Raw genomic sequence first — 23,097 nt, forward strand, 5'->3', positions numbered from 1 at the left:
TATAGTTATGAAAATATAATTATTATAAAATCAGAAATATATTTAATTAAATGAGGAGAGAAGAGCTTATGCTTAAATTACTAAAACATTTAAAACCCTTTATTGGCTCATTTATAATCGCAATAGCACTTTTATTTGTTCAAGCTATATGTGATTTATCATTGCCCGATTATATGTCTGATATAGTCAATGTAGGAATACAACAAGGTGGAGTAGAAAATGCTGTTCCTAAAGTTATTCAATCGTCAGAGCTAGATAAGTTATTTATTTTTATGAGTGATGATGATAAAAATGTGATTATGGATGATTATGAGCTGCTTAATAAGGAAACATTAAGTAGTGATGAATACAATAATTATTTAAATCAGTATCCAGAATTGGAAAATGAAGACCTATATAAACTAAATGTTAAAGGCGAGGAAAAGATAGACAAACTTAATAGCATATTTAGTAAACCAATGCTAATAGTGTACATGTTAGAAACTGAAGGTTTAAAAGGTGTTTCTAATGATGGTAATATGATGACAGAAATGATACAACTACCAGCAGGCGTTGATTTATCTACTATGGATACATTTGAAGTACTAAAAATGATGTCTAAAGATCAAATTAATCAAATGTTATCTAGTATAGATGAGAAGTTAGATTCTATGCCAGAAAGTATGATAACTCAATCTGCGACATCATATGTAAAATTACAATATAAGAATATAGGGATAAATATAGATAAACTTCAATCTAATTATGTAATTTTAGCAGGTGCTAAGATGGTAGGAATAGCATTAATAAGTATGTTAGCTACAGTAATTGTAAGTTTTATTGCTGCAAGAGTTGGTGCCGCATTAGGTAGAAACTTAAGAAAAGATGTATTTAATAAGGTTGTTGGTTTTTCAAATTCAGAATTTGACGAGTTTTCAACAGCATCACTTATTACAAGAACAACAAATGATATACAACAAATTATTATGCTTGTAGTAATGGGATTAAGAGTAGTGTTCTATGCACCTATATTAGGTGTAGGTGGTGTTCTTAAGGTTATTAATACTGGAGCATCAATGGGATGGGTTATAGGTGTTGCAGTAATATCAATATTACTTTTAGTAATAGTATTATTTAGCTTTGCTATGCCAAAATTCAAAAGTGTACAAAAGCTTGTTGATAGATTGAACCTTGTTACAAGAGAAAGCTTAACTGGAATGCTTGTAATTCGTGCTTTTAGCACTCAAAAGTATGAAGAAGATAAGTTTGAAGTTGCAAATAAGAATTTAACAAGAACAAATTTATTTGTTAATAGAATAATGACAACAATGATGCCTTTAATGATGTTTATTATGAATGCAATAACATTATTAATTGTATGGGTTGGAGCTCATAGAATTGATGAAGGGATTATGCAAGTTGGTACAATGATGGCGTTTATGCAATATACTATGCAAATAATTATGGCGTTCTTGATGATATCTATGGTTTCTGTTATATTACCTAGAGCTATGGTATCAGCTCAACGTGTATCTGAAGTATTGCAAGTTGATGTTTCAATAAAAGATATAGAAAAGACACAAATGTTTAATGCTCAGGAAAAGGGAACTATTGAATTTAAAAATGTTTCATTTAGATATCCAGGTGCAGATGAAGATGTAATTCATGATGTTAGTTTTAAGGCGCTTCCTGGTGAAACTACTGCATTTATAGGTAGCACAGGTAGTGGTAAATCAACTTTAATTAATTTAATACCTCGTTTCTATGATGCAACACAAGGTGAAATATTAATTGATGGTGTAAATATAAAGAATGTATCACAACATGATTTAAGAGAAAAAATAGGATTTATACCTCAAAAGGGATTGTTATTCTCAGGTACAATTGAAAGTAACTTAAAATATGGGGGAGAGAATATAACTGATGAAGATATGATAAAAGCTTCTGAAATTGCTCAAGCAATGGAGTTTATAAGTAGTAAAGAAGAGAGATTTAATACAGAAATAGCACAAGGAGGTACAAATGTTTCTGGAGGGCAAAAACAAAGACTTGCAATTGCTCGTGCTATAGCTAAAAAACCAGAGATATTTGTATTTGATGATAGTTTCTCTGCATTAGACTTTAAAACTGATGCTAACCTTAGAAAGGCAATAAATACTGAATTAAATGAAAGTACATTGTTAATTGTAGCTCAAAGAATAAGTACTATAATGGGTGCAAATCAAATTATAGTTCTTGATGAAGGTAAGGTTGTAGGTAAAGGAACTCACAAAGAGCTTATGGAAAACTGTGAAGTTTATCAACAAATAGCTCTATCACAACTTTCAAAGGAGGAGCTTTCAAATGAGTAAGTATGGAAGAGGTCCAATGGGTGGAGGTCCAATGGGCGGAATGGGAAAAGGTGGCGAAAAGGCTAAGGATTTTAAAAAGACTATGAGAACTCTTATTAAATATTTAAAGCCTTACAGCTTATCAATAATAGTTGTTATAATATTTGCAATTGGCTCTGCTGCATTTTCAATTGTAGGTCCTAAAATATTAGGAAATGCAACAACAGAGATATTTAATGGATTAGTTAAAAAAGTTACAACAGCTAATGCAGAAGGAATTAATTTTACTCGTATAGGGGAAATTATTATATTTTTAGTTGGCTTATATCTAATTAGTGTACTTTTCTCTTTGATACAAGGATGGGTCATGACTGGTGTTGCTCAAAAAGTATCATATAATATGAGAAAAGAAATATCAGAAAAGATTAATAGAATGCCACTTAAATACTTTGATACTAGAACACATGGTGAAGTGTTATCAAGAGTAACAAATGATGTTGATACTGTTAGCCAAACTTTAAATCAAAGTTTATCACAAATGTTAACAGCGGCTACTACTCTTATTGGAGTACTAATAATGATGTTTTCAATAAACTGGATAATGACAGTAGCATCATTAATTATAATTCCAGTATCAGTTGGTTTAATTGCAGGAGTTGTTAAAAAGTCACAAAAATATTTTAAAACTCAACAAGAATATTTAGGGTATGTTAATGGTCAGGTTGAAGAAGTTTATTCTGGACATAATGTAATGAAAGCTTTTAATGCAGAAGAAAGAGAAATTAAGAAATTTACAGAACTTAATAATACTCTTTATAATAGTGCATGGAAATCACAATTTTTATCAGGTATGATGATGCCTATAATGACATTTGTAGGAAACTTAGGATATGTATTAGTGACTATACTTGGTGGATGGCTTACTATAAAGAAGGTTATTGAAGTTGGAGATATTTTAGCGTTCGTTCAATATATTAGATCATTTATGCAACCAATTGGGCAAACAGCTCAAATAGCAAATGTTCTTCAATCAACTGCAGCAGCTGCTGAAAGAGTATTTGAATTCTTAGATGAAGAAGAAGAAACTTTAGATGTTGAAAATCCAATAAACACTAAAGATATAGTAGGAGAAGTTGATTTTGAAGATGTTCATTTTGGTTATAATCCAGAAAAAACTATTATTAATGATTTTACAGCTCATATAAAACCGGGTCAAAGAGTTGCAATAGTTGGTCCAACAGGTGCTGGTAAGACTACAATGGTCAAATTGTTAATGAGATTCTATGATGTTAATGATGGAGCAATTTTAATAGATGGTAATAATATTAAAGATTTTAAGAGAAATGATTTAAGAAAAATGTTTGGTATGGTTCTTCAAGATACATGGTTATTTAACGGAACTATAATGGATAATCTACGTTATGGTAGATTAGATGCAACTGATGAGGAAGTTAAACAAGCGGCTAAGGCAGCTCATGTTCATAGTTTTATAAAAACATTACCTCATGGTTATGATATGGAGCTAAATGAAGAAGCAAGTAACGTATCTCAAGGTCAAAAACAGTTATTAACTATTGCTAGAGCTATTTTAGCAGATCCAAAGATATTAATACTTGATGAAGCAACAAGTTCAGTTGATACTAGAACTGAGGTATTAATTCAAAAAGCTATGGATAATTTAATGCATGGAAGAACAAGTTTCATAATTGCTCATAGATTATCAACAATAAGAGATGCTGATCTAATACTTGTAATGAAGGATGGAGATATAGTAGAACAAGGAAATCATGAAGAATTATTAGCTAAAGATGGATTCTATGCAAATCTTTATAACAGTCAATTTGAAGAAGCAGAAGCATAAAAATATATATTAAAAATATTTTAATTAAAAAGGTGGATTTTAAAAATCCACCTTTTTAATATAATTTTATTTTTTTTCCTGGACTAACAAAGCTTAAATCAGTGATGTTGTTAATTTGAATTAGTTTATTAATATTTAATCCAAATGATTTAGAAATACTTTCTAAGGAATCATTTTCTTTTATTGTATATACACCAGAAGAATATATTTGTAGAATCTGATTCTTTGAAAGTTTGTTAGGATTTTTTATATTATTTAGTTTAGCAATTTTATCATAGGGAATATCGAATTTTTTCGAAATACTTATTAGTGTATCATCTTTTTCCACTACATAAGTAAATGGAAATTTACAATCCTGTATTCGCCATTGAATAGCTTTAAATTCATCTGTTGGAACTATTGATTTAAAATACTTTGTATAAGGCTCATTATTAATGGTAATAGATATATTGTTTGTTTTATAATAATCCCTTAACGTATAATAAATACACTCGAAAAATAAGGATGCCTTAAGTGAATTATTATTATTTAAATAATCTATAATTTTTTCAGATAAGTCTATATAAGCAAAGTTATTTTTAAGGTTATAATACATATTTTTTATTTTTATATTACGATTTATTAATGGAAGTAGTCCAGAAGGAGGGGTTTCAAATAGTTTTGAAAAGCCGAGACTTATATCCTCATTAGTGTAGTAATTTAAAGTTCTAGGTGAAAACCAAATAGAATTTAAATTTTTATCTGGATAGTAGACTTTTATATTTTTTGAATAAGAGGAGTTTTCTAGTATATCTTCAAGTTCAAAATATAATGTGCCTGTTTTTTTAGTATAATATATACTCTTAACAAGTCCTATACCTAGCACGTAATAATCTACAGAAAATTCACGGTTGTTTTTTGATATAGTAACAATCTCAATAGCTGATGGGAATAAATTAAATTGAGTTTTAACTTCTATGTCTATATTAGTAATACAACGCTTACTTCCGTTAGATAAAAACCACATATTATCTTTAATAATAGGTTCTTTTATTAAATAATTATTTATATAATTATTTTCATTTAATAAATTCTGATGATAACAAGTATTTTCGGATTGAAAAGATAGTTTAATACCATCATCTACATATTCATAAACATTTATAGCGCTAGTTATACCGTTATCAAGTCTAACTTGAAGTTTGTTTTCACTAAAATAATCTATAGAAGTTTTAAAATTAATCAAACTATTGCTAAAGCCTCTGTAGATATAGACTGAATTTGACTTAGGTGGAAAGTATTCTTTAGATTTTATATTCATAGTAACTCACCTCATAATCATTTGTGCGGTAATTTCTTTGATAGATAATAATAGTATATGAATAGAAATAGAACGTTGATTAAATAAGAGAGGGTTTCTTAAAATTATAATTAAAGTAAACAAATTAATTTATAGTTAAAAAGAATAGAATTTAGCTATCTTGATATTAGGTAAAATATGGATAAGAGACTAATATTGACCTATATTTAAAAATATGATAAAATAAAAAATTACAAAAAAACGAAAAGTGTGCTATAATTAAATGATAAACACCTAAGGAGGTAATTATTTGTTTAATATAGGAGATAAAATTGTTTATCCATGTCAAGGAATTGGGGTCATAGATTGTATTGAAGAAAGAGAATTTAAGGGTGAAAAGCAGAAGTTTTATAAAATAGACATTTTTAATAGTACAATGAAACTTACATACCCTATGAATAGAATTGAAGATAGTAATATTAGACTTGTAAGTGAAAGTAAGGACATAGATAGTTATTTAGAGGATTTTAGTAAAACTACTTTAACGGTAGAAGAGATAAAAAGTACTACTGCTAAGGAAAGAATGAGTATTAATTCTAAAAAAATAAAAGATGGTACTTTAAAAGATTATTTAGATGTTATATTGAATTTAAGTGAAGTTATGAACAATGGAAATATAAATGCTAATGAGAAACAAGTTTTAAATTCAACAAAGTCTTTAGTTGCTGAGGAAATAAGTCAATCTAAAAATATATCTTTAGATGAAGCAAAAAATCTTCTTGATGAATCATTAAAAAATTAAAAAAGTACTTGTATTTATATTTATATATGATATAATTATATTCTAGCCAAGTGGCAGAAAAAAGGTTTATATGTGTGTGTATGTAAATTTCTTCTTTTAGAAAGTTATATGGATAGCTGTATTAATCTTTAATAAAAGGAGGAAATTTATTATGACAGATAAGACTTTAACATGTAGAGATTGCGGAGCTGAATTCGTATTTACTACAGGAGAACAAGAATTCTACAAAGAAAAAGGGTTCACTAATGAGCCAACTAGATGTGTTGCTTGTAGAAGAGCTAAAAAAGAACAACAAAACAGAAGATAGTTTTGATATAAAATAAGTTATGCACATTGTGCATAACTTATTTTTTTGCATGAGTTTTTTAAAATTTACGTTCTAAAATATTTATTTTTTTAGGATCTTCAAAGTCTTTTAATGATGTTATACCTAGTTTATCTAAAACATCATCAAGAACTTTACTATGAACAGCTACTTTTATTGAAGCATCATAAGCAAAGTTATCTACTGCTTTTTTGCCTTCTTCTGGAGGAACTAAAATTTTAGGTCCACCAACACAACCACCAATACAACCCATTCCTTCAATAAAGCTAGCATTTGCTTTTCCAGCTAAAGCTTCATTAAGTACTGCCTTACATTCCTTAACACCTTCAGCTTTTCTAGATTTAAAGTTTTTTATCTTATCAGGATAAAGTTCTTCAACAGCTTCTGAAACAGCAATTGAAACGCCACCAGTACGAGCATATAATCTGCCACCTTTAGATGTATACTCTATAGATGGAATTCCTTTTAAATCTCTAGGATGAATTTCTAAAGATTCAAATATATTATTAAGTTCTTCAAATGTTAAAACAAAGTCAATTGCACCAGCAACATCTTTTTCTTTAGCTTCAGCTTTTTTAGCTATACAAGGACCAACAAATACAACTTTAGCATCCTTGTTAAGCTCTTTAATAACCCTACCAGCAGCAATCATTGGAGAAACTGATGGTGAAAGGTTAGGAATTAGTTCTTTATAAACTTTTTTCAACATACCTACCCACATTGGACAACAGCAAGAAGTAATCATTAAATCATCTGGTCCTTTTACATGTTTATTAAATTCAATAGCTTCTTTTACTGTTAACATGTCAGCAGCAAAAGCAACTTCAATCATATCTGTAAATCCAACTTTAACAAAGGCAGCTCTTAACTGATCCATAGTTACATCACTACCAAATTGACCTATAATAGCAGGGGCAACAGCAGCAATAACAGTTTTATTATTTTTTAATAAATCTAAGATAGGTAAAAATTCTATTTTATCTAAAATACGTCCATTATTACATGAATCTACGCAAATACCACAATCTATACAAATGTCATTATCAATAAAAGTTGTGTTATTTGAATAATCAAATTTTATAGCATCAAAAGGACAAGCTCGTTGGCAACCATATGTATTATTTGCATCAGGTTTACAATTAGAGCCAGAACATTCTAACTTTTCTACTATTTTTTTATTAACATTATAATTAGTTATTGCCTTTTTTAGGTTATAGACGTAGTTGTTATCAAAGTCAACCTTTACTCCACATAATGAAGTTATTATTTCAAAAGTTTCTTGTGGAGACTTCTCGTGACAAGTAATTATTTTATTAAGAGTTTCATCAAAATTACCGTCATAATAAGATTTTATTAATATATCAAATAAATCAGTGTACTTATTATTCATCATATACCTCCTAAATATAGAAATAATAAATAATTCCGTATAATTTAGTATATCTCTATTTAGATATGAAAATACTTATATTTTATAAAAAATAAATTTGTTATGGAAATTATTTGAATCATAAAAGCAATGACTATTTTATATAAATTTGTTATAATATGTTGAAAATGAAAGAGTAGGATTGATGAGATATGAGTAAAATAATAGGAAAAGTAATAATGTTTTCGCTTGCTTTAATATGCATTTTTTTTAATAACGCATATGCAGAAAAAATAGGTAATATTAACTTTCAAAGTATAACAATAGATGATGGATTATCTCAATCATTAGCTGAATATATATATCAAGATAGCTTTGGATATATGTGGATAGGGACTAGTGATGGATTAAATAGATATAACGGGAATGAATTTAAGGTATATAGAAATATTAAAAATAATGATAATAGTATAAGTAATAATGTAATTACATCCTTGGTAGAAGATAATTATAAGAATTTGTGGATAGGTACTGATAGTGGATTAAATAAAATGAATTTAGTTACTGGAGATATAACAAGATATTTAATTTCTGAAGAAGATAAAACATATTCAAATTCTGTAATTGAGGAATTGATGATTGATTCTTCGGGAGAACTATGGGCATGTAGTATTAGTGGAATAAATTATTATGATAGAAAAAATGATAAATTTATTACTATTCCAACGGATTTATTTAAAAAAGCTATTCTTCAAGATTTTGTAGAAGATGATCAAGGGAATATATGGATTTCAACAGACTTAGGATTATACAGGTATAATCCTATAAATAAAAATATAGAAGAATTCAATGATCCTAAAAATATAATTGGTAAAAAAGATATTTTTTCAATGCTTTATGAAGATGGAAAGTTATGGTTAGGGACTAAAACAGATGGATTATTAATAATGGATTTAAAGGACTATAGCATAAAATCTTATAGGCATAATCCTAATGATAGTACAACTATACCTAGTAACTTTATAAGAGACATGCTTATAGCTAAAGATAATACTATATGGTTGGGTACAGATCAAGGATTAGTTTTATTCGATGAGGAAGAGGAAAAGTTTTATAATTATCAAAATAGCACTAAAAGGTATAGTTTATCAGATAATAATATTGTAAGTCTATTTCAAGATAAATTAGGAGTTATATGGGTAGGTACTTTTAGTGGAATAAGTAAGTTTTCTATAAATAGAGAATTTAAGGTTTATAGAAATGATCCACTAAATGATAATTCATTAAGTAATAGCAGTGTATGTGGAATATATGAAGATGATGATGAAATGGTTTGGGTAGGAACTTTTAATTCTGGAGTAAATAGAATAAATAAAAAAACAGGAGAAATAACTAGATACTATAATTCAGTTAATGATTCTCAAACATTGAGTAGTAATAGAATAAAAGATATAACAGGGATAGGAAATGAAGTATGGATAGCTACTGATAATGGTTTAAATTTGTATGATAAGAATACAGGAGCTTTTAAAAGCTATAATAATGAAAATAGTATTTTAAATAATGAAATAAGAGCTTTGTTTATAGGTAAGGATGGTTTACTTTGGATTGGAACTAAAGGAGGACTATATACTTTTGATAGAAAAGATAAATTTAGATCCTATAATCAAATGTTAGAGGAAAGTGGAATTTATGAAAAAAATATTTCAGCTATTTATGAAGATAATGATGGAGAAATATGGCTTTCTGTTGGAAATGAGGGTGGAATAGTAAGATATAATAGAAAAACTGGAGATATAAAGCAGTATGTTTCTAATGGAAAAGATATAAATTCTTTAAGTTTTAATACAGTTAGATCAATTTCACAAGATAGCAGTGGAGCAATATGGATAGGAACTCAAAATGGATTAAATAAGTTTGATAAAGACAAAGAAATATTTACTACATATACATATGAAGATGGTTTATCTAATAACTTTGTATATGGAGTTGTGGTAGATAATAATGATAATATTTGGGCAAGTACTAATTATGGATTATCAATGTATGATCAATATAATGATACATTTGTAAGATATTATGAATCAGATGGAATTTCAAGTAATGAATTTAATGGATTTTCTTATCATATAAATAAAGAGGGGACTAGTATTTATTTTGGTGGTGTAAATGGATTAACAGAAATAGATCCTAGTAATGTTAAATTAAATTTGAACACTGAAAAAGTAATAATTGATACTATTAAAACAAGTGGAGGAATTGAAGTCAAAGAGCGTGACAATATTGTATTAGATTATAATTCAAGAGAACTATATATAAAGTTTTTTATTCCGGAATATAAAAATACTAATCAAATTCAATATGCTTATAAATTAGAAGGAGCAGATAATGAATGGACATTTCTTGGAAATGAAAATTATGCAAGATATGCTTGTTTAGAGCCAGGAAAATATACTATGTTGATATCAGGAAGAAGTTATAATAGTGTTTGGTCTGATATTTCTAAAATAGAAATTAGAGTTAAAAATTCTATTTGGCAAAGTCCAATTGCATATGTTATTTATATTGTAATAATTTGTATAATAGTATATTTGTTTTATAATCAAGTTAAAATATTAGATGGGTTAGTTGCTCAAAGAACACAAGAATTAAACAACAAGTTAAGTGAAAATAAGAAGTTATATAATAAATTAATTGAGACAGAAAGATATAAAAATAATTATTTTATAAATTTATCACATGAGCTTAGAACACCATTAAACGTTATTTTATCTATAGAACAGTTAATTTCTACTCTTAATAGTGAAGGTAAGGAAATAACTAAAGAAAAGATGGAATCCTATATGAATGCCTTAAAGGGTAATTCAAAAAGATTATTAAATTTAATTAATAATATAATAGATACATCGAAAATAGATTCAGGATCATATAAAATAGAGAAAGAAAGAACTGATATAGTAAGTCTAGTTGAAGATACAGCACTAAGCATGGTTGAACTTGCAGAGATAAAAGACTTACAGTTAATAGTGGATCCTGAAATTGAAGAGTTATTTATTAAATGTGATAAATTAGATATAGAAAGATGTATAATTAATTTAATTGGAAATGCAATAAAGTTTACAGAACCTAAAGGAAGTGTAACTGTTAATATATCACAGTTAAATGAATATGTGAAAATAAGTGTTAAGGACACAGGAATAGGTATAGACAATAAATATCATAAAAGTATATTTGATAGATTTGGACAGGTCTATAATGAGGCTTCAGAAGAGTTTGGAGGAAGTGGCTTAGGTTTAACATTAACTAAAAACTTAATTAAGCTTCATGGTGGAGAGATTAGTGTAACGAGTGAAAAAGGAAAAGGTAGTGAGTTTATAATTTTCCTTCCTATTTAATATTATAAAAAAGGAGTTTGTAATAAATAGTACAAATTCCTTTTTTTATACAATTATACTTAAAAGGTTAAAAAATATAAATTATTTTCATGAAAATAATACTAAAATTAGAATTCCAATGATTAATTTAGATAAATTTGTTATAATATGTAGAAGAGATAAAAATGGGGGAGAGGTAAACCAATGAATAAAATTATAAAAAAGGTTGTAATATTTATAGTTATATTAATAGGGGTATTTTGTAACGATTCTTATGCTAAAGATAATTATAATATTAATTTTAAGAGTATAACTATAGATGATGGATTATCACAATCTTTAGCGGAATATATATACCAAGATAGCTTTGGATATATATGGATAGGGACTAATGATGGATTAAATAGATATAATGGAAATGAGTTTAAAGTATATAAGAATATTAAAAATGATATTAATAGCATTAGTAATAATATGATAAGTTCATTGGTAGAAGATGAGGATAAAAATTTATGGATAGGTACTGACGGTGGATTAAATAAAATGAATTTAATTACTGGAGATATAACGAGGTATTTAGTATCAGATGATGATAAAGTAAGGTCTAATACCGTTGTTGATGAGTTATTAATAGATTCAAAAGGAAGACTTTGGGTTTGTACTATAAATGGATTGAATTTATATGATAGTAAGAATGATACATTTGTAAAAGTAGCTAGTGAGTATTTAGAAAATAAAGGTCTTCAAGCTATTGATGAGGATTGTGAAGGAAATATTTGGGTATCTACAAGGGAAGGATTATATAAATATAATCCTAGTAATAATGAAATAGAAGAATTTTTACATGATAAAAATAATCCAAATACAATTAGTGAAAATAATATATTTTCTGTTTATTATAGTGAAAAGAAGTTGTGGATAGGTACTAAAACAGGTGGATTAAATGTAATGAATTTAGATGATTATAGTGTAAAGGTATATACTCATGATCCTAACAATTCTAAGTCTATTCCAAGTAATTTCATAAGAGATATAATTAGAGATAAAGATGGGACAATGTGGTTAGCTACAGATCAAGGTTTAGCGCGTTTTGATGAAGAAAATGAAATTTTTTATACATATAAAAATAATACAGATAAATATAGCATTTGTGATGATAATATTATCAATTTATATCAAGATAATTTAGGGGTAATATGGGTAGGAACATTTAATGGAATAAGTAAGTTTTCATCTAATAAGGATTTTAATGTTTATAGAAATGATCCAACAAACAATAACTCATTAAGTAATAGTAGTGTCTGTGGGATATATGAAGACGATGAAGGTATAGTATGGGTTGGAACATTTAATTCAGGGATTAATAGAATAGATAAGAAAAATGATATCATTACTAGATATTATAGTGATATTAACAATAATAATTCATTAAGTAGTAATAGAATAAAAGATATAACTGGAATAGGAAATGAAGTTTGGATTGCAACTGATAATGGATTAAATAAATATGATAAAAGTACAGATAAATTTAGTGTTTATAAAAAATCTGATGATAAAAATAGTATAGTAAATAATGAAATAAGAGCATTACATATTGATAAAGAAGGAATTCTTTGGATAGGAACTAGAGGTGGAATATCTACATTTGATAGAAAAAATGAATTTGTTTCATATAATGATATTTTAGAGGAAAATGGTATTTACGAAAAAACTATTAGTAGTATATATGAAGATAGTGATGGAATAATGTGGTTTGGGCTTGGAAATGAAGGCGGGGTAGTTAAGTATAATAAAAAAACAGGAGAGGTTAAAAATTATTTAGCTAATGATGAAGCGGTAAATTCATTAAGTTTTAATAATGTAAGATCTATAGCAGAAGATGGCAAAGGAAATATATGGATAGGAACTCAGAATGGATTAAATAAATTAAATAAGGAAACTGAAGAGTTTACAGTATATACTTACAGTGAAGGATTATCTAATGATTTTATTTATGGAGTAGTAGTAGATAATAATGATAATATTTGGGTAAGTACTAATTATGGAATATCAATGTATGATCAAGAGAATGATAAATTTATAAGGTATTATGAATCAGATGGTCTAGCAAGTAATGAGCATAATGGATTTTCTTATCATAAAAACAAAGAAGGTAATATTTATTTTGGAGGAGTAAATGGTTTAACAGAATTTAACCCGGTAGATATTAAGTTAAAGATGAATACTAGTAACGTAATAGTTGATAGTATAAAAACTAGCGGAGGAACTGAGATAAAAGTACATGATAACATTGTTTTAGATTATGATTCTAGGGAACTTTATATAAAATTCTTTATACCAGAGTATAAAAATATAAATCAAATGCAGTATGCTTATAAACTTGAAGGAATAGATAGTGAATGGACATTTGCAGGAAATGAAAACTATGCAAGATATGCTAATTTAGCACCAGGAAAATATAAAATGTTAGTAGCTGGAAGAAATTATAATGGTGTTTGGTCTGATGTATCAGAGGTAAATATAAAGGTAAAGAATTCTATTTGGAGAAGCCCTATAGCATATATAATATATATTATTATTATAGCAAGTATAATATATATATATTATAATCAGGTAAAAATATTAGATGCACTAGTAATTCAAAGAACGCAGGAATTAAATAATAAATTAATTGAAAATAAAAAATTATATAAAAGGCTTATAGAGTTAGAAAAATATAAAAATAATTATTTTGTTAATTTATCACATGAGCTTAGAACACCATTAAATGTTATTTTATCTATAGAACAGTTGATAAGTTCATTAAATAAATCAAAAACTCCTATATCTAATGAAAAAATGCAAACATATATGAATACTTTAAAGGGAAATTCAAAAAGATTATTAAATTTAATAAATAATATTATTGATACATCTAAGATAGATTCAGGATTTTACAGGATTGATAAAGCGAAAGTTAATATAGTAGAGCTTGTAGAAGATACAGCATTATCTATGGCTGAACTTGCACAAGTTAAGGGGATAGAGCTTATAGTAGATCCAGAGATAGAAGAGTTATTTATAAATTGTGATAAATTAGATATAGAAAGATGTATAATAAATTTAATAGGGAATGCTATTAAATTTACTGATGCAGGAGGAACTATAAGCGTCAGTGTCAATAAATTAAATGAAAAAGTTAAAATAGGAGTTAAGGATACTGGAGTAGGTATAGATAAAAAGTATCATGATAGTATTTTTGATAGATTTGGTCAAGTTTATAATGGTGAATCAGAAGGATTTGGAGGAAGTGGTTTAGGATTAACATTAACTAAGAACTTAATTACACTTCACGGAGGAGAGATAAGTGTAATTAGTGAAAAGGGAGAAGGTAGTGAGTTTATAATTATGTTACCTATACAATAGAAAAGGAAGTATTCTTATGGAAGAAATAATTAAAACAATAAAGAAAAATCAATTGTTTATTGGATTAAGTGATGAAAGTATAAGAAATGTTTTAAGAGAAATTAAGTATTATATAAAAACATATAGTAAGGGCGAAATAATTGCACATGAAGATGATGAATGTAAAAGTTTAGCATTAGTTTTGTTTGGAACAGTAGAAATACAAAGGCTATATTCTAATGGAAAATACATAGTTTTAAGTAGGTTACTTCAAGGGGATGTATTTGGAGAGGCATTAGTATTTTCAAAATCAAAAACATATCCTGCAACCGTAATAGCTTTAAATGAATGTAAGGTGCTTTTTATAAATAAAGAGGATGTTTTAAAAATATGTTCTTATGAGGAAAAGGTATTGGAAAACTTTATATCTCTATTAAGTGATAAAGTATTTATTTTAAATTCAAAAATAAAGAGTATATCTTTTAAAAGTTTAAGGCAAAAAGTAATTAACTATATATTAAATGAAATAAAAGACCAAAAAAGTAATTCTATTATATTAAATAACACTAAAGAAGAAATAGCATCATTATTAGGTATTCCAAGGCCATCATTATCTAGAGAATTGATTAGTTTAAGAGATTTAGGATATATTGAATTTGATAGAAAAATAATTAGAGTATTAGATGTTGAAAGTTTAGAAGAAGAATTATTTAATTAGAAAAAAAAGAGTTTGTAACAATAGTTACAGACTCTTTTTTTATATAGATATAGAATAAGGGCATGAAGTTTAAAAAATATATTTCGTAAGGAGATTTTAAATATGGAAAATAAGATGTTTTGTTTTCAATGTCAAGAAACAGCAGGATGCACAGGATGTACTAAATTTGGGGTGTGTGGTAAAAGCCCAGAATTAGCTAATATGCAAGATTTATTAATATATGTTACTAAGGGATTATCAGAAGTAACAACAAGATTAAGAAAAGAGGGAAAGAAAATTGATAAGGAGTTAAATCATTTTATCACTTTAAATCTTTTCACAACTATTACAAATGCAAACTTCGATAATGAAGTATTTTATGGAAGAGTAAAAGAAACTTTAAGAATAAAAAATGAATTGATATCAAAGTTAAATAATAAAGAAGGTTTATCAGAAGTTGCTTTATGGGATGCTTCTTCAAATGAAGAAATGGATAAAAAAGCAGGTATATTAGAAAAAATTAAAGGTGTAGTAAGTGGAAGTAAAGAAACTAAATCACTAAACTTAATATTAAAGGAAAAGTCAAATAGTAATGAAGTAGGAGTTCTTGCAACTAAGGATGAAGATGTAAGATCTTTAAGGGAACTTATAACTTATGGATTAAAAGGACTATCAGCATATTCTAAGCATGCTAATGCTTTAGGCTATGATAATGAAGAAATAGATGCATTTATGCAAGAAACTTTAGCTAAGCTTTTAGATGATTCATTATCAATAGATGAATTAATTGCTTTAACTTTAGAAACAGGAAAAGTAGGGGTAGATGGTATGGCATTATTAGACACTGCTAATACAACAACTTATGGAAACCCTGAAATTACAAAAGTAAATATAGGAGTAGGAAAAAATCCAGGTATATTAGTATCAGGACATGATTTAAAAGATATTGAACAATTATTAATTCAAACAGAAGGAACAGGAGTAGATGTTTATACTCATTCAGAAATGCTACCAGCTCACTACTATCCAAATTTAAAGAAGTACAAGCATTTGGTAGGTAACTATGGTAATGCATGGTGGAAGCAAAAAGAAGAATTTGAAAGCTTCAATGGACCAATTCTTATGACTACTAACTGTATAGTACCACCAAAGAATGAAAGCTATAAATCAAGAATGTACACAACAGGGGCTGCAGGATTTGAAGGGTGTGTTCATATAGAAGCTGATGAAAATGGATTTAAAGATTTTTCTGCAATTATTGAACAAGCTAAGAAGTGTAATGCACCAACAGAAATAGAACAAGGTGAAATTATAGGGGGATTTGCTCATGCACAAGTATTAGCATTAGCTGATCAAGTTGTTGAAGCAGTTAAAACTGGAGCTATTAAAAAGTTCTTTGTTATGGCAGGTTGTGATGGAAGAGCTAAGTCAAGAAATTATTATACAGATTTTGCAAAGGCTTTACCAAAGGATACAGTAATATTAACTGCAGGATGTGCTAAGTATAAATACAACAAGTTAGACCTAGGAGATATAAATGGAATTCCAAGAGTTTTAGATGCAGGTCAATGTAATGATTCTTACTCATTAGCATTAATAGCTCTAAAATTAAAAGAAGTATTTGAATTACAAGATATTAATGAGTTACCAATAGCATTTAATATTGCTTGGTATGAGCAAAAAGCTGTAATAGTATTATTATCATTATTATATCTTGGAGTTAAGAATATTCACTTAGGACCAACACTTCCAGCATTCCTTTCACCTAATGTAGCTAAAGTTTTAGTTGAAAACTTTGGAATTGGTGGAATAACTAATGTTGAAGATGATATGAAGATGTTTTTAGAATAGTTAAAATTAATAGTAGAGTTATATAATTTATAAATAAAAGTTCCTAGAAATTTACCGGGGGATGGTATTTTTCTAGGAACTTTTTTTATAGGGGAAATTTTTGTTTAACACTTTATGATTAAATTATAGTATTAAAATATGTCAATTGTGTTTCAATTTAATGAAGTTAATATGATTAATTTAAAGGAGTAAGTTACCTTGGGTAATAATGTAAAGTAGTTTATAATAATGTTATATTAATAAATAAAAAAAGAGGCGATTATTAAGTGAAAAATTTAGTAATATTTTATTCATTAGAAGGTAATACAAAATTAATTGCAAGTACTATAGCAAGGGCTATAAATGCAGATGTTTTAGAGTTAAAAACAAAAAAGAAATATAGTGATAAAGGATTTAAAAAATATTTCTGGGGCGGAAAAAGTGTAATTTTTAAGGAAAAGCCAGAGCTCTTAGAAGTAAATAAAAATATAGAAGATTACGAGAATATTATTATTGGAACACCTATATGGGTTGGAACTTATGCACCGCCATTTAATACTTTTTTTAAAGAAAATAAAATACAAGGAAAAAATATAGCGTTATTTGCATGTCATGGTGGCGGTGGAGCAACTAAGTTTTTTAATAATATAAAAAAAGAAATTCCAAATAATAAGTTTATAGGAGAAATAGATTTCTTTGAACCTATTAATAATGATAAAGAGGAAGCCATGAAAAAAGCAGTAATATGGATAAAAGAACTAATAGAGTAGTGGAGGAAATATATGAAAAAGAATGCAGCACTAAGAGAATTTAAAAAATTAAAGAGTCAAATTAATCAAATAGAAGAGATAGTACATCATTCTAAAGTAGGAGCATTAATAGAACAAGAAACATCGATTAGAAAAAAGATAAGATTACTTAAGGAAATGGAGAATGAAGGTTTTAAGGAATATCAAGATGTATGTGACAGGTATGAGGAGATATTAGAGGATGCTTCTAAGAGAATGCTTGAGGACTATAACAAAAAGAATAATACAGATTTTGATTTTTATGAGGTAGTAAGGGGAAATTATAATACATTTTTAAATTCAGGTGTTATGACAGTTCTTACAAAGCAACATATACCTAAACTTATAGGTGAAGCTTTTGAAGAAGCATTTCCTGATAATCCTAAAGATGAATATATGGTAACCAGAAGAATGAAAAGAAAGATATATGTTCATTTAGGTGATACAAATACAGGTAAGACCTATAATGCGGTAGAAAGATTAAAAACTGCAAAGAAGGGAGTATATTTATCACCACTTAGAATACTTGCACTAGAAAACTATGAGAAATTAAATAACGAAGGTGTAGTTTGTGATTTAATGACTGGAGAAGAAGAGATAATCAAAGAAAATGCTACACATGTTTCTTGTACTATTGAAAAAGTTAATTTAAAGCAAAATTATGATATTGCTGTAATTGATGAAATTCAAATGATTAACGATTCACAAAGAGGAATTGCATGGACTAGGGCTGTTCTTGGTTTAAGATGTAATGAAATTCATATTTGTGGAGCAATGAATGCTAAAGAGTTATTAATTAAGATTTTAGAAGATTGTGAAGATGATTATGAAATAAAAGAGTATCACAGAAGTATACCATTAGAAGTAGAAACTAAGAATTTTAGTTATAATGATGTTCAAGAAGGAGATGCTATTGTAGTTTTTTCAAAAAAGAGAGTTTTAGAAATAGCACAGGATTATTCTAATAAAAATGTTAAGACTAGTATTATTTATGGAGATTTACCTCCTGAAGTTAGAAAAATGCAGTATGAAGAATTTATAAATAAAGAAAATAAAGTGTTAGTTACAACAGATGCTATTGGAATGGGCGTTAATCTTCCTATTAGAAGAATTGTGTTTATGTCTATAAGAAAATTTGATGGGGAAGAAATGAGAGAATTAACTTCTCAAGAAGTTAAACAAGTAGCAGGAAGAGCCGGTAGAAAGGGAATTTATGATGTAGGATATGTAGCAGGTGTTTCTGACACACATAACTTTATAAGTAGAAAACTTGAAGTGAAAGATGAAGTTATTAAACAAGCAGTTGTAGGTCCGTCAGAAGCAATTCTTACCATTAAAAGTTTACCTTTAAATGAAAAGTTAGTTTTATGGAAAACAAGAGAAGAGAAGCTAGATTACTATACAAAAATGGATATAAGTGAATACTTATTAATATTAGAAAAGATTAAAAGATACAAACTTAAAGAAGCAGATCAATGGGATTTATTAAAGGTTCCTTTTGACGTTACAAATGAAGAACTTATGGATAAGTTTTTAGAGTATGTTGATGAGATATTTGTAGCTAAGGCAAAAGAGATAACTAAACCAGCATGCTTTACAGGGAATCTTGAAGATTTAGAAATTTATTATCAAAAAATAAATATGTATTACTCTTTTTCTAAGATATTTAATTTAAAATTTGATGTGGATTGGGTTTATTCAGAAAGACTTAAAGTAAGTCAAGAAATAAATGAAATTTTAGTAAAGATATAAGATTTTTAACTATCTCAAAATTATATTTTTATAATTTTGAGATAGTTATTAATTAAGTAGATTGAACTTTTGATTTATTAAATGAAAAAATATCCTTTAGCGAGGATTTTTTTTCTAGGTATTTTTGAAGTTTTTTAGTATCATAATATGGCTTCATATTATTTATGTATATATTCATTATGAAATCGAATTGAGTATTATTTAATGATTCAAACGCCAATCCCAATAGAGTATCTTTATTTCTAACAACTTTACAAGGAATTATATTATTATCAATATGTATATCTATTTTTGAATTTAATGTAATATCCGAATATTTATCTAAGTTTATGGCCATCCCATTTTCTGATATATCTATTAAGGAACCAGTTAATTTACCTTTTTCTGTATTAATAAAAATATTTATGGCATCATGAATCTGAATTCTTTCACTTTTCCTATACAATGGATTTTGATATGCAACTTTAATAGAAACTATTGCACCTAAAAAGTTATATACACTCCATATAATATTAATTAAGTAGGCGCCTAAATTAATTTTATTATTTATTATGAATACAGTACCGGAAATCCAAGCTAGTATACTTAATAGTATTATTAAAATATGAGGTAAAGCCATTTTAAATTGAAATTGTTTTTTATCATTAGTTATATCTTTAGATGTAACATTAAACTTCAATTTTAAACAAAATAATTCGCGCAATATAGAAAGACTTATATGAGGAGACATAGCTATTTCATAGTAGTGAGACCACCTTAAACTTCTTGTTCTAGGTGAAAGTCTATTAAATATTAATATTTGTCCTAGTAAAAAAGGAATAAATACTATTAATAAGTTTTTTACTGAAGAATCTATAATTAATTTACTGCTTAATAAAAATATTAATGGACACAAAATATATATAAGTTTTTGGAGACTTGAAAGCCAATATATTACTCCATCAAGGTATGTAATTTTTTGTCCTAAAGATAAACCTTTATTAAATAAAACATTAAATTGTTTCATTACTTGTAGGTTTCCTCTACACCATCTATCTCGTTGCTTAACAAGTTCAGTAAAAGTTGTAGCACTTAAGCCTAAAACTAATTCTTCGTTTATAAAAACTGAATCATAGCCTTTAGATTATAATAGCATGCCAACAGCCATATCTTCAGTTATTGAACAGGTAGGATATCCGCCTATATCCATAACGTATTTTTTTCTAAAAACTGCATTTGTTCCAACGTGTAAAACAGCATTTCTAGCAGCTCTAGCTTCTTCTATATCTCTCATAAAGAAGTCTTGTTCATTAGGAAGTATTTTATTAAGATTATATTGGTACATGTCTTGATTATAATAAACTTGTGGAGCTTGTACAAAAGAAGTGTTTTCGCTAACAAAGTATCCAACAGTTCTACTTAGAAAGTTTTTCTTAGGAATCATATCTGCATCTAGAATAGCAAATAAATCACCATTTATTATATTTAAAGCATTATTTATATTTCCTGCTTTAGCACCTTCATTATTATCTCTAGTAATATAGTTTACATTATAGCTTTTACATAAATTTTTTAGTGCTACTCTATTACCATCATCACAAACATAAATTTTAAGTTTATTTTTAGGATAATCTAATTTTTTACTAGCCATTATAGTTTTTTTTAGTAGATTTAATGGTTCGTTATATGTACATATAAGTACATCTACTGAAGGAATGTCATTAGGAAGATAATCATTTAATGATTTACTCTCTAATTTATAATTCTTAGTAAATAAATATTGAAAGTTTATAAATGATATTAGTCCTAAAACCTCTGCAGAATATAGAGATAAGCCTAATATAAAACTTATGAGTCCGTGTTTAATAGGTATAACAGTAAATCTCCATATAATATATATAAGTGATATAAGAACATTTACAAATATTAATATTTTTCTGTAATCTGTTTTAATAACAGAAAGCAAAAATGATATTAATAACGAAAAAATAGAAATAATTAAATACATTATATATTTTCCCCCCTTTTTTTATTGTTAATATAATGCGAATAATACTCAAATATTATATGGGGATATGAAGAAATTGTCAAAAAAATATAATAAAATATTAAGAGTATATTTTAACTAAAATAGCATTTATTTTGATATAATTAAATAATACTTAACTATTACAGAAAAGTAATTAATAGGTATTACAAAGGAGTATGAAGATAAAGTGAGATATTTAAAAGAATGTAAAAAGAATTTATTTTATAAAGAACCGGTAGTATTTAATAAGTATTCAGATAAGGATATATTGAAATATGCAGTAGGTGCTAATCTATATATGAATGGAGAAAAAGACTTTTATGAAAAAATAATTAATGGAGACTTTGATGAATTAGGAGCAATTTCTATTTGTTTTGAGGATGCAACTAGAGATAGTGAGGTTAAAGCTGCAGAAGATAATGTAGTTAAGATGTTAGATAAATTGAAAATTTATAGTGAGAATATAGAGGTTATAAATAATATTCCTCTTATTTTTTTTAGAGTAAGAAATTACAACCAATTTATTAAGTTTACTTCTAAACTAAAACCTGAACATTATAGTTATATTGCGGGATTTATTTTTCCAAAGTTTACAACAAAAAACTCCATAGCTTATCTTGAATATATAAAAGAACTTTCTGAAAGATATAATGAAGTTTTATACGCTATGCCTATTTTAGAAAGTGAAGATATTATTTATAAGGAGACAAGACTACAAGAATTAATAAATTTAAAAGAAGTAATAGATAAATATTCCGATATTATTTTAAATATTAGAGTTGGAGGAACAGATTTTTCTTCAAAGTTTGGATTAAGAAGAAGCGTTAATTCAAGTATTTATAATGTAAGAGTTGTAGCTGATTGTTTGATTGATATTATAAATATATTTTTAAGAGAAGGGCAAAATTATGTTATTTCAGCACCAGTTTGGGAATATTTTTCAGAGGATATAAATTCTAAAGAAATTATTGGTTTAATAAATGAAATTAAAGTCGATAAAGAGAATGGCTTTTGTGGTAAAACGATAATTCACCCAAGTCAAATTAAATATGTAAATTCATTATATGCAGTTACTTATGAAGAATATATTGATGCAAAAAATATAATTGGATCTTGTAATGATGGAGGAGTATTTAAAGGATATGGTGGAAATAAAATGAATGAGGTAAAACCACATTTTAATTGGGCAAAAAAGATAATGAGCAGGGCGAAAATTTTTGGGGTATTAAATGGAAAAGTATCAAATGAAGAGTTATATAAAGAAAATGATAAGTATAACTTTAGAAATAAATCTATAGAAATATAGAGAAAAAGGGGAA

Annotated in this window: 15 protein-coding genes; 11 read left to right on the forward strand and 4 right to left on the reverse strand. The window is 26.8% G+C overall.

Going from position 1 to position 23,097, the window contains the following annotated elements:
- The first annotated feature begins 68 nt into the window (after positions 1-68).
- Positions 69-2,330 (forward strand): ABC transporter ATP-binding protein, encoded by a 2,262-nt coding sequence (locus HCG76_RS04795; RefSeq protein ID WP_221700403.1) that lies wholly within the window; start codon positions 69-71, stop codon positions 2,328-2,330.
- Positions 2,323-4,170 (forward strand): ABC transporter ATP-binding protein, encoded by a 1,848-nt coding sequence (locus tag HCG76_RS04800; RefSeq protein WP_221700402.1) that lies wholly within the window; start codon positions 2,323-2,325, stop codon positions 4,168-4,170. The genes HCG76_RS04795 and HCG76_RS04800 overlap by 8 nt, the downstream gene beginning before the upstream one ends.
- A gap of 55 nt (positions 4,171-4,225) precedes the next feature.
- Here HCG76_RS04800 and HCG76_RS04805 read toward each other — a convergent pair whose 3' ends face one another.
- Positions 4,226-5,470, reverse strand: a complete 1,245-nt coding sequence (locus HCG76_RS04805) for a LysM peptidoglycan-binding domain-containing protein (protein ID WP_221700401.1) — start codon at positions 5,468-5,470, stop codon at positions 4,226-4,228.
- Between the two features lie 289 nt (positions 5,471-5,759).
- On the opposite strand from HCG76_RS04805, the gene HCG76_RS04810 reads away from it, so the two are divergent.
- On the forward strand, positions 5,760-6,251 hold the full coding sequence (locus tag HCG76_RS04810; protein WP_221700400.1) for a CarD family transcriptional regulator: 492 nt from the start codon (positions 5,760-5,762) through the stop codon (positions 6,249-6,251).
- A gap of 151 nt (positions 6,252-6,402) precedes the next feature.
- Entirely contained in the window at positions 6,403-6,558 is a 156-nt protein-coding gene (locus HCG76_RS04815) for a zinc-ribbon domain-containing protein (protein ID WP_195987370.1), read from the forward strand.
- Positions 6,559-6,616: 58 nt separating this feature from the next.
- Here HCG76_RS04815 and HCG76_RS04820 read toward each other — a convergent pair whose 3' ends face one another.
- Positions 6,617-7,966, reverse strand: coding sequence for a [Fe-Fe] hydrogenase large subunit C-terminal domain-containing protein (locus HCG76_RS04820; protein ID WP_221700399.1), 1,350 nt, complete (start codon positions 7,964-7,966; stop codon positions 6,617-6,619).
- A gap of 191 nt (positions 7,967-8,157) precedes the next feature.
- Between HCG76_RS04820 and HCG76_RS04825 the strand changes: the two genes are divergently transcribed.
- From HCG76_RS04825 to HCG76_RS04850, 6 genes are all read left to right on the forward strand, one after another.
- Positions 8,158-11,340 carry a ligand-binding sensor domain-containing protein gene (locus HCG76_RS04825; protein WP_221700398.1) on the forward strand — a complete coding sequence of 1,061 codons (3,183 nt, stop codon included), beginning with the start codon at positions 8,158-8,160 and terminating at the stop codon, positions 11,338-11,340.
- A 183-nt stretch (positions 11,341-11,523) separates the two neighbouring features.
- Positions 11,524-14,724 (forward strand): ligand-binding sensor domain-containing protein, encoded by a 3,201-nt coding sequence (locus tag HCG76_RS04830; RefSeq protein ID WP_221700397.1) that lies wholly within the window; start codon positions 11,524-11,526, stop codon positions 14,722-14,724.
- A gap of 16 nt (positions 14,725-14,740) precedes the next feature.
- The gene (locus tag HCG76_RS04835; RefSeq protein ID WP_221700396.1) at positions 14,741-15,421 is read left to right on the forward strand and encodes a Crp/Fnr family transcriptional regulator; all 681 of its coding nucleotides are present in this window, start codon (positions 14,741-14,743) and stop codon (positions 15,419-15,421) included.
- Positions 15,422-15,523: 102 nt separating this feature from the next.
- Positions 15,524-17,251 carry a hydroxylamine reductase gene (gene hcp / locus HCG76_RS04840; protein ID WP_221700395.1) on the forward strand — a complete coding sequence of 576 codons (1,728 nt, stop codon included), beginning with the start codon at positions 15,524-15,526 and terminating at the stop codon, positions 17,249-17,251.
- A gap of 266 nt (positions 17,252-17,517) precedes the next feature.
- On the forward strand, positions 17,518-18,000 hold the full coding sequence (locus HCG76_RS04845) for a flavodoxin family protein (RefSeq protein ID WP_221700394.1): 483 nt from the start codon (positions 17,518-17,520) through the stop codon (positions 17,998-18,000).
- 12 nt (positions 18,001-18,012) lie between these two features.
- Positions 18,013-19,770 carry an SUV3 family DEAD/DEAH box RNA helicase gene (locus tag HCG76_RS04850; RefSeq protein ID WP_221700393.1) on the forward strand — a complete coding sequence of 586 codons (1,758 nt, stop codon included), beginning with the start codon at positions 18,013-18,015 and terminating at the stop codon, positions 19,768-19,770.
- A 52-nt stretch (positions 19,771-19,822) separates the two neighbouring features.
- On the opposite strand, the gene HCG76_RS04855 is transcribed toward HCG76_RS04850, so the two are convergent.
- Entirely contained in the window at positions 19,823-20,776 is a 954-nt protein-coding gene (locus tag HCG76_RS04855) for a PilZ domain-containing protein (protein WP_221700392.1), read from the reverse strand.
- Positions 20,777-20,893: 117 nt separating this feature from the next.
- A complete protein-coding gene (locus HCG76_RS04860; RefSeq protein ID WP_221700391.1) occupies positions 20,894-21,757 on the reverse strand; it encodes a glycosyltransferase in 864 nt (287 codons plus the stop codon).
- Positions 21,758-21,965: 208 nt separating this feature from the next.
- Here HCG76_RS04860 and HCG76_RS04865 point away from each other — a divergent pair, with 208 nt between their 5' ends.
- Positions 21,966-23,084 (forward strand): HpcH/HpaI aldolase/citrate lyase family protein, encoded by a 1,119-nt coding sequence (locus HCG76_RS04865; RefSeq protein ID WP_221700390.1) that lies wholly within the window; start codon positions 21,966-21,968, stop codon positions 23,082-23,084.
- Positions 23,085-23,097: the final 13 nt, after the last annotated feature.

The organism is Clostridium sp. K13, assembly GCF_019734195.1.
Lineage (GTDB): Bacteria > Bacillota > Clostridia > Clostridiales > Clostridiaceae > Clostridium.

Excerpts from the sequence above, each read along its gene's own strand:
- HCG76_RS04795 (WP_221700403.1), top strand. The coding sequence starts at position 69 with ATGCTTAAATTACTAAAACATTTAAAACCCTTTATTGGCTCATTTATA.
- HCG76_RS04800 (WP_221700402.1), top strand. The coding sequence starts at position 2,323 with ATGAGTAAGTATGGAAGAGGTCCAATGGGTGGAGGTCCAATGGGCGGA.
- HCG76_RS04805 (WP_221700401.1), bottom strand. The coding sequence starts at position 5,470 with ATGAATATAAAATCTAAAGAATACTTTCCACCTAAGTCAAATTCAGTC.
- HCG76_RS04815 (WP_195987370.1), top strand. The coding sequence starts at position 6,403 with ATGACAGATAAGACTTTAACATGTAGAGATTGCGGAGCTGAATTCGTA.
- HCG76_RS04820 (WP_221700399.1), bottom strand. The coding sequence starts at position 7,966 with ATGAATAATAAGTACACTGATTTATTTGATATATTAATAAAATCTTAT.
- HCG76_RS04825 (WP_221700398.1), top strand. The coding sequence starts at position 8,158 with ATGAGTAAAATAATAGGAAAAGTAATAATGTTTTCGCTTGCTTTAATA.
- HCG76_RS04830 (WP_221700397.1), top strand. The coding sequence starts at position 11,524 with ATGAATAAAATTATAAAAAAGGTTGTAATATTTATAGTTATATTAATA.
- HCG76_RS04835 (WP_221700396.1), top strand. The coding sequence starts at position 14,741 with ATGGAAGAAATAATTAAAACAATAAAGAAAAATCAATTGTTTATTGGA.
- hcp (WP_221700395.1), top strand. The coding sequence starts at position 15,524 with ATGGAAAATAAGATGTTTTGTTTTCAATGTCAAGAAACAGCAGGATGC.
- HCG76_RS04850 (WP_221700393.1), top strand. The coding sequence starts at position 18,013 with ATGAAAAAGAATGCAGCACTAAGAGAATTTAAAAAATTAAAGAGTCAA.
- HCG76_RS04855 (WP_221700392.1), bottom strand. The coding sequence starts at position 20,776 with ATGAAACAATTTAATGTTTTATTTAATAAAGGTTTATCTTTAGGACAA.
- HCG76_RS04860 (WP_221700391.1), bottom strand. The coding sequence starts at position 21,757 with ATGTATTTAATTATTTCTATTTTTTCGTTATTAATATCATTTTTGCTT.